A 20,506-nucleotide genomic window follows, 5' to 3' on the forward strand; every position below is an offset into this window, starting at 1 on the left:
ATGAGCATCGAGATTCCGCCTGGATTACAGTGGCTGTCGTATCTGGCCGGGTCGTCCTGGCCGAAGGGGGATGAGGACGCCCTCTTCGCGCTGAGCCAGGACTGGACCGATGCATCGAACGCGCTGAACGCGATCATCGCTCCGCTGCACGCCGCGTGTGACACCGCGTCGCAGAACTACAGCGGTGGCGGCGCGGATCAGATGAAATCCCAGTTCGACCAGTTCTTTTCCGGGGACAACTCGGTCGAGAAGATCGTCCAAGGGCTCGAACAACTCGCCGACTCGGTGTTCGACTGCGGACAGCAGACCGAGTACGCCAAGCTGCAGATCATCATCACCCTGGCGGTGATGGCCGCCGAAATCGCCTACGCGCTGGCCACATTGTGGGGAGCATGGGCGGTCTCGCTCATCGAGGCCGAGGGCGCGGGGATCATGCGGTTGATCGCGTCGCGGTTGGCGGCGGCGTTGGCTGCGCGGGCGTCGCGGTTGGCGGCGACGCCGTTGTGGAAGTTGACCGCGATCCAGGTGCTCAAGCAGGGTGCGATCGGGCTCGGGACCGATGCCCTGGCGCAGGGGATCGAACTCAGCGAGGGACACAGCAAGGGCTTCAACGTCAAACAGATGTTCATCACCGGCGCGGTCGGCGCGATCTCCGGTGGTGTGGCCACGCCGATCGGTCACTTCGGCGGTAAGTACCTGGGTGGGTGGGTCGCCAAGAACGGCGGAATGAACTGGTGGAAGGCCGGTCTGGTCGCGGTCGGCTCCGGTATTCCCGCCGGTGTCGTCGGTGCGGGCGCGGGCATCGTGGCCTACGGCGCGATGACCGGTCAGTGGGAATTCGATCCGGCCGCCCTGCTCGGTGGTGTCGGCGGTGGTCTCGTCGGTGGCGTACACGGCGTGATGGGCCATTTCCAGGGCAAGTTCACCGCGGGGATGGGCGGATACGAGACGCTGCCCGCCTACAGCGCGCAGGACAAACCACCGGCATACAGCGACGGCAGCTTCTTCCAGTCCGATACGAAACCCACCTGGTCGGACAGCAAGACCGACAACCCGGCGAGCACCCACGACTCACCGCCGGTCAACGGCAATTCGCAACGGACACAAAGCAACAGCAACAACTCGCCCGAGCTGACCGAGATCTCGCACAACGGCGCCACCACCACGAACGGCGCCGAACGCAACGGCAACGGGCCCGCGCGCAACGGCAGCAACGTCGAGGACGCCACCCGCAACGGCAGCAATATCAACGGGACCAGCAACCGCGGCAACGTCAACGGGAGCACGACGAACGGCGCCACCCACAACGGCGTCACACCGAACAACCGCAGCGACTTCTCGACCAGCAACCGCAACGGTCCCGCCGCCAATCTCGACAGCAACAGCCGAAACATCAACGGCGACAACAATACCCACCTCACCGCGAACAACAGAACGGACAACGGGCAACAGTACGAGGCACCGAAGACGAACGGGTCGGCCAAGGATTTCCAGGCGAACGGCCGATCCTCCGAGGACGGCCCGGCCTCGCAGTGGTCCCCCACCCGCGGATCCACCGATCAGCGCCTGAACGGGAATCCGGATACGAACCTGTCGACGAACGGCAACCGCAACGGATCCGAGCAGACCAACCCCTTCCGGCAGAACATCGACCGGACCACGAACCCGCAGAGCTCTCCGATACGTTCGACGGACGTCTCCAACAGCACGAATTCGCCTGTGCGACAGACGACATCGTCGAACATCGAAGGTTCCTCGACGCGGCCGTCCCAGCCGCCCCGGACCTTCTCCTCGGCCACGAAGGTCGCGGACGGCTCCACTCCCACCAACCCGTTCCGCACTGGCACCCAGGACCAGTCCCGCCCCGCATCCACCCTGGGCGGCGGCAAGAACGCCCTCCGTACGCCGGACACGAAACTCACCGCCAACGGCACCGACCAGCTGCGCGCCACGCCCAGCACCGAGACCCGCACCACCAACGGCACGAACACCCCGGACCGCAGCCGATACCGCGTCACGGTCGAAGACGTCCCGGACGAGTCGGAGACTCCGAACCGGACTACCGAGGCGCCCGCGAAAGGCCAGAGCAACAACCCGTTCCGCACCACGGTCGAAGAAGTCCCCGACGAATCCGGCACCCGGTTCACCACGCCTCAGGACAACCGCAACGCCAGCACGACTCTGCGGCCCAACGAGAATCAGAGCACCCCGCTCACCAGGAGCGATCCCGATACCCGGTCCAACGACACGAACCCGTTCCGGTCCCGCACCAAGAACGACGACACCGGCGGCAGCAGCCCGATCCGCCGCACCGAGCCCGAACATCGTTCGCAGACGAGCAGATCCGATAACGAACCGGAGTCGCGCATCAGCGCGGACCGGCGCGATCCGGCCCGGGGCCCGGACGAGAACGTCACCGAGAAGCCGACTCTGACCGACCGGTCCGACGAAACACCCGTCGGCTGGTACGAGCGCCACTCCACCGACTACGTCACCGGTGAACGCGTCGTCAACGACTGCAGCCGACAAGTGTTGCGGCGCTTGGCTTCCGACTTCCCCGAGAACCGCAGGATCCTGGCGCCCAAGGAACCGGTGGGCCTGCGCGGCATGGACGCGCTCGAGTTCGAGATGCGCTCCACCGGGACACTCCAGAGCTTCCCCGACCACGAGGCGGTCGGCGATGCACTGCGCGCACTCGGCCCCGGGGCGAAGGCGGCGGTCATCGAAAGTTACCGCGGCCCGGCCGATCGCAACGGCATCGGCGGACACGCCGTGGTGATGACCGTCCGGAACAAGAACTCCTGGGTCTGGGATCCCGCCACCAATCGCGAAACCCCGCTGATATTCCACGATCGCGACGAGGTCGCCGGGGTGACCGCGGTGCTGTACACCGCCGACGGCACGCCGACCCACGCTCCCGGCCGCGACCTCGACGGCGTCGGCGCCACCGGCAATGTCCGGATCGGCTCCTCCACCGATACCGCCCCGCATCTCACCGAGACGCCGGCACATGAGGAATCCGCCCCGCCGGACGACATCCCCGCTGCCGCAACCGATCACGAGTTCGACGGCCCGCCCGGCCGAAGTTGGCACGAGGTCACCGAACTCGGCGCCCAGCCGCAGCAGCTGTCCAAGACCGCCTTCGCCAAGAGCTCCTCGGGCGAACACGATCTCGCGGTATTCGGTGACGAATCCGGCGCTCGATACATCTGGTCCAGGTCCGGCGGTTTGACCGACGCTGAGGGTCGACCGGTGCCGAGGTCGACGACCCTCGATACGGTTCTGTCGGATTCCAGAATCACCGAGGTCCGCACTCCCGGTACGTCCGATCGCTCGACGAGCGGGCAACCGCGCCCGGAAGATCCGCAGTCGCACAACGACATTCCCGCCGAGACCACGTCGCCGAAACACGATTCCGAGCTACTCCAGCGCCTGGTCACCACGCAGGAACGTGCCCAGCAGCATCAGCAACAGGTCAAGGAGACGATCGAACGCTCCCGCAGCAGCGTCGAGGACGCCCGCCACGCACTCGAGGTGGCCGAGGCAACCCACGACGACAGCCGGATCTCCGAGGCTCGGGCCGTCTACGAGCAGGCGACCGAAGATCATCGGCAGACGGTCGAGACGGCCGTGGACAAACTCATGTCCGATGCCGACACGGCGGGCGCCGACGCCTGGAAAGCGTTCCAGGACGGGCACATCAGCCAGGAGGACGCCTTCCCGCTGGTGCGCGAGCAGCGGGTTTCGGCCGCGAAGGCGGCGGCCGAGGCGCTCCTGGAGCACTACGACGTCCAGGCCGGAAAGGACAAGTCGGGGCCGCTGGCGAAGCTGAGCAACGAAGAGTTGGAGCAGCGGATCCTCGACAGTTCGGAGAAGGATTCCAGGGCGGCGCAGATCGAACTGTTCCGCCGCGGCACCGGCGGCAAGATCGGTGGTCCGGGCGGCAAGGTGCTGCGGTGGACCCAGCTGACGTCCGAAATTCTGATGCGGCACGGCCCGGTCGAGATGGACACCGGCGAGGGCAAGGAATTGACGGCCATCTCGCACGCCACGCGCACCGTCCTGGAAAAGGGTATCGCCCATGTGATGACCAGCAGCGATCCGCTCGTGGTCCACATGAAGCACGAATTCGAGAGTCTGGTCGCGGGCGATCACGACCTGGGAATCGATGTGTACCACCTGGATTCGGATCAGCCGTTCCCGGAGCGGGTGGAAGGCCGCAAGCTGATCGTCCTGGGCACCGCCCAGGATTACGGATTCCGCGCGGTCAAGGAGGCGCAGGCGGTGGTCGACAAGCTGAAGGAAAGCGGTATGTCGACCGAGGAGCTGACGCAGCTGCGCGCGGATCTCGAGCAGGCGCCGTCGATGAAGGAGTACAAGCAGATTCTGGACGCCGCGGCCGAAAGCCGGGGATTGCCGGATCGTTTCGAGCCGTTCCCCGGCGGGGACCTGACCATCGACGAGATCGATGCGCAGCTGATCGATGAGCAGACCCACTACGTCCTCTCGCCCGGCAAGTCCGGTCCGGCCGACGAGCAGTTCGCCGGTCGCGTGCACGACATCTGGAACACGCTGCAGGAGGCCAAGAAGAACAACGTGCTCGGTCCGGCGGACTTCGGCAAGGATCCGGACAAGCGCGGGATCTTCGACGCGAAGATGACCCGTTTCGCCCGAGCCAAACTGGCGATCATGCTGAAATCGGGCCAGAACATCAGTGACGCGGACGCGGAGGAATTCGCGCATGCGGCACAGGCGGAATGGGGCCCCGAACGCAATTCGGACTACCACGTCAGCGACGACGGGAAGATCAAGATCATCTCGTCGCAGACCAACGACCAGGTCATGGACGATCCGGAGAAGCAGAGCTCGAGCCGGTGGAACGGATTCGCCAAATATCTGGAGGTGAAGAACGGCCTCGAGATCACCGGGGATTCGGAGCATTCGCTGAGCATCACCGGAAAGCAGATCTTCAGCGGCGGCCACTTCGAGCACATCACCGGGATGTCGGGCACCCTGCTCACCCCGTCGGAGGGCAACCCGCGCGGCGTCGAGGACGTCATGCACGACGAGTACGGGACGGGCCCGATCTCGCGAGTGGACAGATTCTTCAAATCGCAGCTCCTCACCCCGGACGCCCGGCATTTCACCTCCGGCCAGGAGAAGTTCACGGCCATGGCGAACGACATCCTGGACACCGCGTTCGTGCAGGATTCCAAGACCGGGGAATGGGAGCAGAAGGGTTCACCGCAGCTGGCGATCGCCATGGACAACGCCGACGTCCAGCGGCTGGCCGATGCGCTCGACCACGCCGCGAACGAGCGGGGACTCGACGTGAAATTCGACAAACTCGATGTCGCCTGGGTCGATTCGCACGGCAGCAAGGACCGGGCGAACGAGGCGATGCAGCAGATCATCGAGAACGGCGGCGAGATGGGCCGAATCATCCTGGGCAACAAGATGATGGGCCGCGGCGTGGACATCACCCCGTCCAAGGAGGCCATCGCGAACGGCGGCCTGAAGGTCAAGATCAGTGGCGGCCCGGCATATTCCGAACGCGTGAACCATCAGGCCGAGACCCGCGCGGCGCGCAGCGGCGACCCCAACGGGGACTGGGCGACCGGCGGCACTCCCGGCGAGGCCGTGCACTACATCTCGCCCGAGGACTACCGCAGCGCCGCGCCCAACGTCCGCGTCAAGACGTTCATCACGCGCTATCAGGAAGCGGCGCAGGAGCACCGGGCGGCAACCGAGGCGCACAACGACAATCGGAACGAGACCACCGAGGCGAAACTGGAACAGGCCAGGAGCGCGCTGAACACGGCCGAGAACGACCTGCGCAACCAGGCCACGCCCCTGCAGAAGGCCGCGGTCGAACAGCAGCTGCTGAATTCCCGTCGCGCGGAGTCGGATCCCGCACGCGCACCTCCGTTCGGGGAGGGCACCGACACTCCGAACCCCGTCACTCCGCCACCCAGATCCACCGACACCACCACCCCCACGCGCCCGGACCCGAATACCGACGGCAGCAACAACATTCACGCGGCACCGCCCCCGGCGCACCAGATTCCGGGCGTCGACCGGTCTCCCGGATCGCGCCCCTTCGCATTCCAGCCGCGGCAAGACCTGCCGACGATCGAAACCATGCTCGGCGGAACGGAATTCGGATCGCCCGGCTCGGAGCAGGGCAACAGCCCGCACACGAACACCGCGCACGAGTTCGGCGACGAGAACGACCGGAGCGGCGCGGCGACGCCATCGCCCACCTTCCGCCCGGAGGACATGCCCGGAACGACCGGTCACAAGTCGGTCTTCTCGGAATACTTCCCCGCGAATTCGCTTGCCGCCCAACAGAGCAACCCGCTCCAGCAGCCCCGGACCGAGGCGGGCCCGTCGACACCGGCGAGGTATCAGTACGGCACCCCGACGTTCGACGGTTCGACCGCGCCGCACGAGAAGGCGCCGCCGTCCGAAACACAGGAACAGCCGCAGACCGCGCCGCCGCGCGCTTTCCCGGCGACGATGGCCCCGTACGAACGCTCGCGACCTGGATCGTCGAGATTCGGGCTCGGGAGGCTGTTCCAAGGTTTCTCCCGCAGAGTGCCGACGGCGCTGGTCGACGGCCGCCGGACGATGGTGCACGAAGAGCCGTGGCATCCGCCCGCGACCATGCGCAATCCCTATCTGCATCTGAGCGGCGAGCCGAACAGCCGACGGCTGGGGGTCTACCCCGAACAGCGCGCACAGGCCCTCTCCGGCCACACGGTGGGCCGGTTCGGCGGCTGGCTGGCGATGGACTGGCTGCTGCACGGGTCCACTCGCGCCGGCGAATTCGATTACACGACACTCACATCCGACCAACGCCAGAATGCGATCAACGTGATCGCCGGGCTGCGTGCGAGCAGCGAGGATCGCACCCTCGACCACTGGATTCGTTGGGCGGAACTGAGCCTGGGCGGCAATGCCCGGCACGAAATGCGCGAATCGGTCCGGCTGACGGATCTGGCGAGCGATACGCGGGTGTGGATGCTGAACTCCCAAGGGTCCGGCGCGCTCGCGGTGCAGCGCATCGGCGATACCGACGACTTCCGGGTCTACGATCCCGATACCGGTCGGTCCGGGGAATCGCACATCTCGGTGCTGGAAGCACTGATGCGCCGCCACGGCGTCAGCGATCTGGTGATCGCCGAACCCGGCCCCCGGGCCGGAGCGCCCGCCGAGATCGCGCCGGCCGCGGCCGTGGCGGCCGCGCGTGAAGAGCTGCCGACCTACGGCCAGGACACCCGGCCGCCCGAATACCCGCAGGTGCCCGAATACACCGTCCCGGAGGATCCGGCCACGTTGTGGGGCGGGGTCAACTGCGCGGTCGTGGCGCTGGAACAGCTGTCGACGTTCACCGGACGCCCCCGCCCGCAGGTGCCCGAATCACTCGCCGGAATCACCGGCATGCCCGCGGATGCGTTGTCGGACAACGCCGGTGCACCGCTGCGGCAGTTCGAGAACCACGGCGACATCGCCGCGCAGCTGACCCAGCTCGGCCCGGGTGCGGTGGCCCTGGTCGTGGACGACTATCGCGGGTACACCGACGCCAATGGCGTTGGCGCGCATGCCTATCTGTTGCGCGTCAACCATGACGGCACCGTCGCGGTGCATGATGCGTCCGACCCGGATACCCGCACCTTCCCGCCGAACGTGCCGCGGGAGCTGGCGGGCACGCACGCGGTGCTCTACTCTGCCGACGGCGTCCCGGTGGCCATGGATCCCGCGATGCCGGATCAGCTGCCCGCGACGACCATGATCGGCGCACGGTCCACGGATGACTCGGAACCGACCGACCCACCGGCCGGCTCGAATCTGAGTAGAACGGTCTGGAATTTCGGCAGGCGTTTCAAAGGCGCCGAGGACCTCGTTCAGGTCGCGGCGGTTCCGGAGAACACGATCAAGTGGCTCCGCCAACAGGTCATCCACTTCGTGGAGACCGAGTCCGCCAAACAACCGGTCGCCACCGCAAGCAGTACGAAACCGGCTGCCATCGAAGGCACCGAACGACCGGCCGATGCCACTAGCAGCACGAAACCAGCGGACACCGAAGGCCCCGACGCCAGCAAGAAGGCAGTGACTCCGGCAGAGGTCGGGAAACCGGCGAAGGGTAAGAAGCCGGCCTACACCGGTCCCGATGCCAGGCGGCAAAGAGCACTCACCAACGCATTGAAGGGCCCCCAGGCCCCGAAAGACCCGTTCCACGCCGCCGTCAAACAGAAACTGACCTCACGCCTGACCACGGCCGAGACGTACCGACTGTTCAGCAAATCCGGTATGCCGCTGGCCGCGGAATACAACGGCAACCCTTTCCCGGTATTCCTGCGCCTGCGATTGGAGCCGCGTGAGCACTCGCGGCCCAACGACGGGCCGGCGGTGAGCATCCAGCGCTGGACCTACGGAAACGTCGACAAGGGTAGTTCTGCGAGCGAGCAGAACCAGCGATCGTTCAGTGCCCTGTACACCCACCTGTTCGAGGTGAACAAAGGCAAACTGGTCAACTGGGGTCTGGCCCCACAGTTCAATTTCATGCACAATCGGCTTGCCTCGGCCATGGCCGTGATCGGATCGGTGCAATCGGTCATCAAGAAGCGCAGCACCGACTCCGACGCGGTGCCGCACGACTTCGATATGCACTGGGAGATGCGGTACAACCCCGAGGGCCTCGCCGGTGTGCTGTCACCGGATATCCGCGATCATGAAGACGACTGGGTGAAAATCGATCACGAGGCCGCCCCCGACCTCCTGACCGCCTGGTTCCCCAACCATCTGCACGACAACACGATAAAAATTCCGGAGGCGGGAAAGGACGACAAGTACACTCCGATTCCGTTCCATCGCGCCGCCGATTATTCGGAGTCCGACGACAATCCGAACCCGTACATCTCCGCCGATCAGATGCCCTTCTACGGTCCGCTCGATTTCCCGGCGCACGACGAATTGTTCGCCGACGTGATGAAGGGATTCCCCGACCAGATAAAGCAGATCTCGAAGGCGTCGGCGACCCAGCTGCGGACATTCTTCGGCGATAATCTGCGCGGCAATATCCCGATGATGCACGGCGGCTCGGTGCAATCACCGACGATGTATACCAAATCCGGTACACCGCTCGGCTACTTCAATGTGGAGATCGTCGATTTCCACGGCGGGGACACCCTCACCGGCCCAGTCACCGCGGAAGGCCAGTCCCGGCTCGAATACAACGTGGTGCGCGGCCTGCGCACACAGGGGCGAGCCGCGATCTCCAACCGGCTCGGCGCGGCGATGTCGTTCTCCCTGGGCCTGGCGCAGGGCAAATCCGACAAGGCGACCGGCTATGCGACCCGCGGCGGCAATATAACCCTCTTCAAGGGCGGTGTCACGCACCAGAACAGCCATGCGCTGACCTACGGTGGCCGCGGCTACGTATCCCGCGCGCTGCGCATAGTTTCACGTCTGCTGCACACCACACCCGATATGGAAATCCGGGTCACATTCGTCCGCCCCGACGGGGCTCCTATTCTGCCGAAGCCGGGCACACCCCTGAACAACCCCGGAAAAGCGACATCCACGAAAGACACCGTCCCGGTGGAAGACGGCACGAAAACGGCCACAGACGACACCGAACCAGCCGGGGATGACACAAAGCCAGCCGGGGATGACACGGAAGCGGTCAAGGACAAGACCGACAACACCACGTCGACCACTCGCACGGGTAAGCGGTACCCGATCAACATGCTGGTGCCGTCGAAATCGGCCCTCGGCCGCAAACCTCAGGCCGGTGAACAACGCTTCCTCCCCCTACACCTGCTGCATCTGCAAAATCTCGACCTGCTGACCACCCCACTCCAGGTCGAAATACCCGGCAATATCGCCGACGGTATCGAGAAGTTCGTCTCCGATATGGATTTCCTCCCCTCGGCGAGTAAGGCGAACGACATCCTCGATCTGAGTTCCACCGCGGAGGAACGCCTGGAGAACGCCCGCACGCTCTCGCATATGAAAGCCCGGCTGACCAAGCTCGCGGCCTTCGACGAAATGCTCCAGCTCGGTTTCCGCACCGAATTCAACGGCACCACCGCCGCGGGTCTGGATCCCGCGCGCATCACCGTCACCATCAAGGCCGTCCGGGAATACAACACCCCGGACGGCAAATACGACCCGAAGGCCGATTCGAACGAGGGCGTCACCCACGACTGGCGGACACCCATCCTCCAGACGATGAACTACAGCGGCATCATCCTGTCCTCCGGTGAGGAAACCGAAAGTACCCCGCTCGCGATGGACGCCGGCACCGGCGCGTCGTTCACCAATCCACTCAACATCATCGGCACCCAGCGGCTGGCGAGCGTGAGCGCCTCCTACGACTTCAACTACGGCGAGTCCAAGGGCGACGGCACCGCCCAGTACCACGCCGAGGAGAACTACACCTTCAGCCCGAAGAATTCCGCGGAGGACGACTACAAAGGCGATGCGGGCCTCGAGATCTTCGGCGTGCCCACCCGGTTCGTCGCTGAGATCTCCTACAGCCACGGCCACGGCCCGGCGCCGATCGAGGGCAAGGGCAAGGTCAGCCTGGCCGTCCCGCAATACCTGACCAGCGCGACACCGAACACCGCACTGCTGGTCCCAGCGAAAATCCGCTCGGATCACGGCCCCAAGGACGCACTTCCCGCCGATATCACCAAGGGACTCGACGCGGCCAAGAAACAATCCATCGAGAACGGCGTCGGCCGGATCCCGCTGTCCGCCGTCGTCGCCAACCACCCGGTCAGCGAGATCATCCACGAGGCGACGACCGGTCTCATCGACGCCATCGAACTCGAGGCGGCGGCCGAGGGGCGCGACCTCGACACCAGCACACTGAAGATCCCCGGCAAATTCCCCGAGGATCGCGGTCCGATACTCCCGATCGCCGAACCACGCGCGCCGCGGACCGCGGATTCGTCCTCCTGGTGGAGCACCCATCGCGCGGGCTTCCACTCCTGGGTGCCGGACCTGAGCGGATGGCGACCGAACCTCGGTCCGTGGTTCGGCAAGCAGGACAACCAGCCGGAATCGATCGATCTCCCCGAACGCGGCACCACCGCGACCTCCCAGCAGGCTCTTCCCGAGACGACCATCACCATCCCGAAGAAGGCCGTCACCACCGGAACCGACGCCGAGGAGGCCCCGAAGCCGCTACAAGAACTCGAGCCGCTACCGAAGGCGGCCGAACCGGGCGAGCAGAAGCCGAAGATCCCCGGTGCCTGGCCCGACGAGACCGCGAAGGGCGACGACACCGGAACGACCACCCCCGAGGACGGCGAGACCTGGGGTCACTGGGCGTGGAGCAAGGCCACGGGCGTCGGAAAGTGGGTCTGGCGCACCGCATTCGGCGATCCCGCCACCGACCCCGCGTCCCAGGCCAGCTCGGTTCTGCACGCCTCGCTGTCCCCGCAGCACATGCTCATGTACGCGCCGCTGATCTTCCGTGACTCGTACAAGTTCGAGACCGAAATCCCCGGCAAGGTGACGGGCACCGATTACAGCGTCGACATCCGCGGCTTCTTCGACAACATCAGGGCGGTGAAACCGAGCGCGGTCGACACCGAACACTGGATGGAGGCCAACAACGCCAGGACCCGGAACCTGGGCGTGAACCGCGGCCACCAGGGAGCGCTCATCGTCGGCGGAACCTACGGCCGGGAATCCGATCACAGCCTCCGGCCCAGCGGCGGCTGGCGGGGCGGCAACTCCACCAACACCCATGTCACCAAGGGTGACGCCACCGACAGCATGCGCGTCACCTCCGACTACGGCGGCAAGGTGTACCGGTTCGCCGCGGACGGCCACTACGTGGTCACCGTCAAGGCGGGCTTTCGCAACTTCGCCCTGTCCGTCTTCGGGCTCGGCAAGCCGTACGGCACCCGCAGCCGGATCGTCGACGCCCCCGACCGGCTCGAGTTCTTCCTGACCGACAACGACCTGCACGATCATCCCGAATACAAGGCTCTGTTCGAGAAGACGGCCAAAGAGCAGGGTTGGAAGGTCGACATCATCCCGGAGGGCCAGGAGAACCAGCCGATCACCGAGATCCAGGAGGACGGCACCGAGAAGAAGGTCGACAATTACGTACCGATCGAGCCCCGCCTGCTGTCGGACGCCTACGTCGGAAAGCGCCGCGACGAGCCCGAGACGGCCAAGGCCCTGCCCACGTTCGGCGGCGCGACCGAGGTCATCTTCGACGACGGTCGCGGCTCGCTCGAGAACTCCGCCACGGCTCTGCTGGAGAAGATCTCCCCCGGCGCGACCGTCGTCGGCCACAGCAACTACCACCCCGGCGTCGCCCCGCTGATCAACGAGCACACCACCAGCTACGGCGTGCGCAACCTCGCCAATGCCGGATCCGAGGGCAAACACTCGTTCCATTTCGTCGACCGGTCCCTCGGCGTCCCGCGCATGGTCGGCGTCACGTTCACCCAACGTCCCCGACCGGACAAGGACATGCCGGACGGCCAGACGCTGGCCACCATCGAGGGCAAGATGGTCCCCCGGACCGCCGCCCTGGACAACGTGCACCGGCACATCCGCGCCGACGGCAACGCCCTGGAGGAGCCCGGCGCGACCAGCGTCGGCAGCAGCCACAGTCAGAGCAACCAGCTCAGCGTCACCCTCGGCGGGCAGAGCAATCAGCAGCGTCCCGGGGCGACGCTCGCGGTCCAGCGCACGGGCACGCACAGCGAGGTACAGAACTCGACCCGCGACCTGAGCGCCTGGCAGCGCAGCTCCGCCCGTCAGTACGAGTTCAAGATCCCCACCGAATGGACCGTCACGGTCGACTGGCGGACGATGGACGAGACGCTGTCGGGGTATCTGTTCGACAAGTTCGGCGATTTGCTCGGCGGGACCGGCCACGTCCTCGCCGCGGGCGGCAAGGCGATCGCGAACGGGTGGACGCGGATCACGACCGGCGAGTGGCGGGGCGTCGTGACGGGCCTGGATCCCGACGAGATTCCGACCCCGAGTCAGTCCAGATCCGACACCGTCACGGCCACCACCTTCATGCGCGTGCACGAGGCCGACACGAAGCCGATCCCGAAGCCTGGCCAGGCCCCCGCGGCCGAGGTCGCGCGCACCGAGCCACAGGTATTCGGCTTCGATCCGACCAAGAGCAAGCTCGAACCCGCCAAAGCCATCGGGACTCCCGAGACCGCCGATCTCGAGGCGGCCGTCGCCGTCGAACCGGCCGAAAAGGTGCCCGACGACGTGCGCGAGCTGCTGTCCGTGCCCTCCTGGAAACCCAAGCTGGCATTCGACATTCGCGAATTCGACGCGTCACAGCAGTTCGCCGAGGCGCTGTTGCGGGTCGATCCGTCGCTGCGCACCAACGACAGCACCCGGGTCGCCGAGGGTATGTACAACCGCCTGGTCACGCTGGTCGCGAAGGGCGATTTCGTCGAGTTGGGACCGCAGTCCACCGGCCCGTTCCTGAACGTCGAGCAGACCGGCGCCATGCCTGCCCCGCAGCAGCATGCGGCGGGTGTCAAGATCGGCGACACCGTCGTCAAGATGAGCCTGTATTCGCCGCGCGAGGAGGACGGCAACGACCAGATCGCCTTCGACACCTTCGAATTCACCGTCGACAACATGGGCTCCTCGTCGAGCAGAAACACCAACACCGCACTGAGTTTCAGCTACCTCGGGGCCAAGCAGGCCAACGACCGCGGTGGGCCCACCATCCCGCTCGGCGGCGACGTCTCGGGTAAGGGCGGCACCGTCGCGATCGGCAGCGTGCTGCGAAATCTGTTCCGCACCAACGTGAAGGGCGGAAAACCGGAAGGCCAGCGGCTGCGTTCGGTGGCAGTGGTCGAGGTCATCGGGCCCAAGGGGACGCTCTGGGTCACCGGTGATCTCATCCTGCGTTCCAACGAGAAGCCGCCGGACAGCGCGAACCTTCCGAAAACCATTGCGCCCAAAGACGATTCGACTCTCGTCGTGCCGCCGAAGGGGAGCGAGCCGAAGGGCGACGAGACCGATCCCGCGAAGAAGGCCGAGGACGAGAAGAGGGCGGCAGAGGAGAAAGCCGCAGCGGAGAAGAAGGCGGCAGAAGACAAGGCCGCGGCAGAGAAGAAGGCCGCAGAGGACAAGGCCGCAGCGGAGAAGAAAGCCGCAGACGACAAGGCCGCAGCTGAAAAGAAAGCCGCAGACGAGAAAGCCGCGGCGGAGAAGAAGGCCAAGGAAGAAGCCGAGGCGAAGGCCGAGGAGGACGCCGAGGCGAAGAAGGCCGCACCCAAGAAGAAGTACAAGCCCAAGAAGAAGCAGCCGACGAGCGATACCGAGGACGACGACACCGAGACCAAGGACCTCGACAAGAGCAAAGAAGACGCCGAGGCCGAGAAGGCCGAGGCCGAGGCGGCAGCGAAGAAACTCGAAGCCGAGAAGGCGGCAGCCGAGAAACTCGAAGCCGAGAAAGCCGTAGCCGAAGCCGAGAAACTTGCAGCCGACAAAGCCGCAGCCGAGAAACTCGCGACCGATGCCGAGACCGGACCGGATACGAAGTCTTCGAACGCGACCACCTCGAATACCAAGAAGTTCGATCCGAGCGGTGCCGAGAAACTCGATCCCGAGGAGCTCGAGGCACAGGCCGCGGCGGCCGACAAGCTCGCTGCCGAACTGGAAGCGGCCAAGGCCGGGACCGAGGCGGAGGCGAGTGCCGAGGCGTCCAAGCCGAAGCCCAAGTCCAAGGGTTTCATCTCGACCCTGTTCGGCGGCAGCAGTGTGTCGCCGAAGGTCGGACGCAAGGCGGGCCCCCGATCGCGCGTCGTGGACGGGATCGCGGCACCGCGCGGATACGTGTGGGAATCGATGCCGCCGGATGGCGACTGCTTCTTCCACGCCCTCGAACGCATCCTGTACAGCACTCCGTACGACTCGGCGACCGAACTCGACCGCCGGATCCGCGACCTGCGCCTGATGACCGCCGCCGAACTCGTCGGGCCCAGGATGGGCGAATACCTGCTGGCCTTCACGACCATCAGGAACGCGGACCGGAACGTCGGCAGGCAACTCACCACCGCCGACGAGCAGAACCCGATCTCGGCCGCGGACCAGATCGCCCACTTCGCGGAATACATCCGTCAGGTCCGGCAGCTGACACAGCGCAGCGTCTGGCGAACCGATGTCTTCCACGTCGTCCCCCAGGCTGCCGCGGCCGCACTCGCCCGACTCAGCGAAAACAGCCGCAACGTGCGCGTATACGGCCAGGACATGCGGCGGGGACAGACCTTCGGCCCGAATGCCGCGGCACCGGCCGATGCCGCGACCCTGGTCGCCTTCAACCACTACCACCTCGCCGTACCGACCGGCGATCACACTCCGACGCTCACCCTGCCGACCAGGCCCTGGGACGATTTCGCCAGCCTGCTCACCTTCGAATTCGACGAATACAACCCGCAGGACGACACCCAGACCGCACCCGGTCCGGGCCGGATCACGATATTCGGCGACGCCGAGGCAGCCCGCTACCTCTGGTTCCCGTCGGCCGGTTCCAAACCCGGCGAAATGCTCGACGCCAACAACCAACCCGTGGATCTCACCTTCGACGAGGCGCTCACCGACCCTGCCGTCACCGTCGTGCGCACACCCGCCGTGGCCGAGGAAGCCACGGGGCCGGACCTGAAGCAGACCGACCCGGAACTCGCCGCCGCCATCGACGAATCCGTGGCCGAGTTCCATGCGGCCGCCGCCAAGGCCAAGGTCGAGGCCGAGGAGACGGACCCCGACCTGGCCGCCGCCATCGCCCTGTCGATGGAGGGGCTCGAAAAGCCCGGTACCGTCAGCCAGAGCACCCAGTCCGCGGCCGAAGCAGCCGCCGCCGCAACCGAATCCGAGGAAGAAGGCAGCACCGAGCCGACGGAGAAAGCCGTCTTCGACAGCGGGCTCGACAAGGGGCTGTACGACGCGGACGGCAAGCTCATCCTCCCGCCCGCGTCGCCCACAGGCACGACCATTCACGATTCCTCGGCCGAGGACAGCAAAGCGGCCCTGTCCGAGGACGAATCCGAGGCGCCGAAGCTCTCGACGGAATCGACCGGCGACACAACACGATCCACGGCGAAGAAGTTCGACCCCGACGTCCCCTTCGGTCTGCTTCCGCCCTCGCTGGAACCCCTGTCACCGGCGCCGAAGACACCGCTGGCGAAGTCCGTCGAATACGACGACGACAGCTTGGAGGATGGGCCACTCCGGCCCAAGACCACGTACTTCGAACAGCTCGAGTCGGACGAAGAACTCGGTCCCTTCGACTCGGACGACGAGTTCGGTCCCCTCGGCACCGAGTTGGGCGGTGACTCCTTCACCCTGCACCCGCCCGAATCCTCCGCGCAGACCAACGTCCGGCCGACACCACAGCTCGACGCGTCGCAGCCGAAGATCGTCTCGGACGAGAAACCGCTCGTGTCCGCCGAGCTCATCGAGGAAACGACCACCGGCACCGAGACGGTCGAAGACCACCCACTCGACCTGAGCGCGATCGATACGGACACGACCCGCCTCGGCGGCAACATCATTCTTCCTCCCGAGTCACCCACGGGCACAGTCATTCACGACCCGAAGTCCGACGACGAAGCGGAAGCCGCCCACATCGAGGACGAAGCGGAGACGGCTCGATCCACCGACGAACCGGTCCGTCACACCGACGACCAGGAGCCGCTCGCACCGATCATCACCCCGCTCGCACCGCAGCCTTCGACAGGCCCGCAGATACCGACCGAGCAGCGGATCGCATCGACCGCACAGCAGTCCCAGGAAAGTCCCGAATCCAATCTTCCGCTCGATACCGAAGACGCCCGGGGACCGGCGCCCGAGGAGGTGCGGACCGATACCTCGGCCACCCAGCACCGGCAGACCCGCCCGACGGCATCGCGGCAACCGCTACCGGGACTGCCGTCCTCGTCCGGGCAAGAGTTCTCGATCGAGTGGGCGCGCGACGCACAGCAATTCCGCGCCGAGATGTCGGACGAAGAGTTGTCCATCGAATGGGCTGGCGGCGCAAGACAATTCACCGGCACACCCCAATCGAACGTCCCGTTCGGCACCGAACATTCGACGCGGGACGAACACACGGACGCCCCCGCGATCCAGGTCACCGGCGAACAGCCGTCCCCGGCAACGAGACCGGGACAGGCGCGTCCGGGCGTTCCTCCGTCGACGCAGCGGTCGGAGTCCGTGATCGCGCGCGCGGGACGGGAATTCGGCGATATTTTCGACGAACCGGTCACGCTCGATCAGATGTACACCGCATTGCGGCCGGACCCGGACTGGCCCGACCTGTCGTTCGACGATCTGATGCAACTGCGGAACCACTCCTACACGCACAACAATGTGCAGCCACCGCCGGTTTCGCGAGAGAATCTGGATGCCTTCCTGGAGCGGCTCTGGGAGTATCGCGAGTACTACCCGAGCAGAGACCACATCTACGCCACATACGTGGAATGGGGCGCGGGCGAGCCCGCGGACGATCCGCGGGCGTACATGAACGCGCTGGGCCAGATCCTGTCCCAGCGCGCCCCCGGGGCACAGCACGCATCCCTGGACGGGATCGGCACGCTCACTCCGGAGAACGCCGAAAGCCAAGCGCTCGAAGATATCTCGTTCGTTCACTTCACCCGGCTCAGCCCGACGGACGGGACACGCAGCGAGGACGTCGGTTTCAAGATCTTCCTGAACACCTCGGGCAACGCACGCCCCGAGCTGACCTCCGCGCTGGTACGCCAGGTCCTCGACGATCCGGCGAGTTTCCCCGGGGTGTACCAGATCAAGACGACCGGCCCGCTCGAGCAGCGAGTGGACAACACCGTCATCTACGTCACCGACGAGTCCGCGGTGAACCGAGTGACCAGTTGGCTGCGGGCATACCAGCAAAGCCATCCGGATGTGTTCCGGTGGGATGTCCCGGCTGGTTCCGAACAGCAACTCGCCGGAGTCGGATTCGCCGCCGAACCGCACGAGGACAGTTTCGGATCCATTCGGGCCGACGCGCTGTTCGCGGCCCTGGATGCCCGCCGCGACGGGACATTCGGCGAATTCCGCGCGGAGGTCCGGAACCAGTTCAACGCCCGCGGCATCGACCTCGACCGGGTGCACCTGCACACTGACAATGCCCCTCCGGGCTCGCGCACCCAGACTTCCGGAGCCGGCCTGGCATTCGTACCACCGCAACAGGAAACCGGTTCCGAGGTCTCCTCGCTCTCCGACCGGTCCGATGTGGATCCGAATGCGTTGGGCGAGATGGACGATGTGTCCCTGGACGGCATTTCCCTGGACGGACTGTCACTCACCGACACGACGGTCCCCGAGATGCCCGCAAGCGGCACACCCGTCATCGGCGACGAGGTCTTCTCCCTGCGTCCGGCCCCACTGCGACCGGTCCGGCCCTTCGCATCGGACATCATCCGTGATACGACCATTCGCGAAGAGTCGGAAGAGGATTCGGGCGACGACACCCCGATGTCGCCGGTACCGAACGAGCAGACTTCAACGGACTCGACGCGGATTCCCGAGATGCCGCAACCATTCATCCGGGAGGATCACCGGTCCGGGTTCGACCGGACGGGTCTGGACAGGCTGGACGAACTCGAGGAGCAGGAGTCCGAATACGGGGACGACGACGCGACACCGCAGGCATCCCTGCTGAACACCGATGGCGCGATCCCCCAGGCCACACCGATTACCAGTCCGACCACCCGACCGCCGGGCCGCCCGCTCAGGCTGACCGATATCCGGGCCGCGCTCCGCATCTACGACGACGAGGACGGATCGGTCCACAGCACCGAGTCCGAGAACCTGCCGCCGCACCCCGAATCGCTCGAACCGACGACCGCCACAAACCTTCTGGACACCCAGTCGCTCGAGACCCGGCCCGAGGACGAAACCAGCACCTCGGATCGACGCGACCAGCCATCGCCCCCACGCGCCACCAGGCCGATCCGGACCGTACGCTGGTGGGACGACGAGTCCGAAAGCCCTGTCACGCAACAACCTTCCCGCCGTCCGGTCGGCCGCGGGACGTTCCGGTATCCCAGCACCGGACAACGCGCGTTCCCGCTGGTTCCCCCCAGGGCGTTCGAGGATTCGGAAACGATGTCCTTCCCCTCGCTGTCCGGCGAAGGGTCGCAGAGCATCGATCCGCGCCTGAACATCACGACCGCGAGACGTCGCCCGGTGCGATCTCTCGAAGATATTGCGCCGCAGGAGACTTCCGGTCTCACCGGCTCCGAGGACAGCGCCTCTGCGAAGAAGGTGATGCCCTCCGAGGAGATCACGCCGCTCGACAGCGTCACCTCTCCCGAGGACCTCACCAAAAAGGTCGATCCGGCCGAGCAGATCACGCCGAACCTCACCTCTCCCGAAGAGATGACCTCATCGGCAGACATCAAGTCCACCAGGGACATCGAGCCGCCCAAGGTCGTCGAGGAATCCACCGAAGATGCCCCGGCGCCTCCGAGAACGCAGCGCAGAGGCCGGACCATCCCCCTGTCCGACGGGAGCGCCACGACGCGCACCGGTGACACCACACCCGCCCGGGGAACACGTAACCCCTTGAACCGACTGCGGCGCTGGGCTTCCCGAATCGGTACCACATCGGATCGAACGACCGACGCCGCGACGATCCACGCGACCACGGACGCCCCGCGCCACCACTTCCGAGACTTTTTCCGCAGTCCCCTGGACCGACTGCGCCGAGATACGACGACGCCCACCCGGATCCGTATACCGAGGATCTTCCGCGGCGACGGCGCCACCGCCCACGCGGCGGTCACGAACCGTCCTGTCACGACCCCGCTCGACTCGCGGACGAGTGCGGACTGCGTCGTGGAGACCCTCACCGCCCTCCGAAATAGTCGGGGAGGCAACAGAATTCGCATACCGCAAGGCTCCACCTCCCTGCCCGGCCGCACGCGGCGGGACCTCGAGTGGGGCGCGCGCGGGAGACTGCGCGGATTCCCCGACGAGAGCACGATCGTCCGGAACCTCCAGATCCACGGCCCCGGCGCACGAGCCCTGGTCGTCGCCGTGCACGCCACCCCGAATGCGAACGGCGTCGGCGCACATGCCTACCTGATGGTCAACGACCGCGGCCTGATCCGGGTCCACGACGCCGCCGACCCCACGCACACGCTGCCCGGACAACAACGCCCGGCCGCAGTGCACGCCATCCTGTACATGCCCGACGGCAATACGGTCCGCCCGCTGCTCCCACGCGGCGCGACGGTCCCCCGATTCCCGTCCGACATCCGCATCGGCGCACCCCGGGACCGCGTGAGCAACACCGGAACTCCGCACGGCGACACGACATCCCGCCGAGAAGCCGGTCCAGGTCTCGACGGCGCACATCCCGGCGACTCCGCGCAGGGCTCCGCTCGCAGACCTGGAATGCAACGCCTGCAAGGGTTCGTGTCCCGTCTGCGCAGCCGGGAGACCTCCACCCTGCCGACCGCCACGGCCTCGA

1 protein-coding gene (running past one end of the window) is annotated in these 20,506 nt (G+C 66.1%); it reads left to right on the forward strand.

Features of this window, described 5'->3' with window-relative positions; all coding sequences use genetic code 11:
* Window positions 1-20,506: the 5' portion of a toxin glutamine deamidase domain-containing protein gene (locus tag K7711_RS04880; protein ID WP_222965185.1), read on the forward strand. Its footprint extends 12,128 nt past the window's final position; 20,506 of the gene's 32,634 nt are visible here — the first part of the coding sequence; its start codon is at window positions 1-3; the stop codon falls past the right edge of the window.

Source organism: Nocardia coffeae (assembly GCF_019890715.1).
Lineage (GTDB): Bacteria > Actinomycetota > Actinomycetes > Mycobacteriales > Mycobacteriaceae > Nocardia > Nocardia jiangxiensis.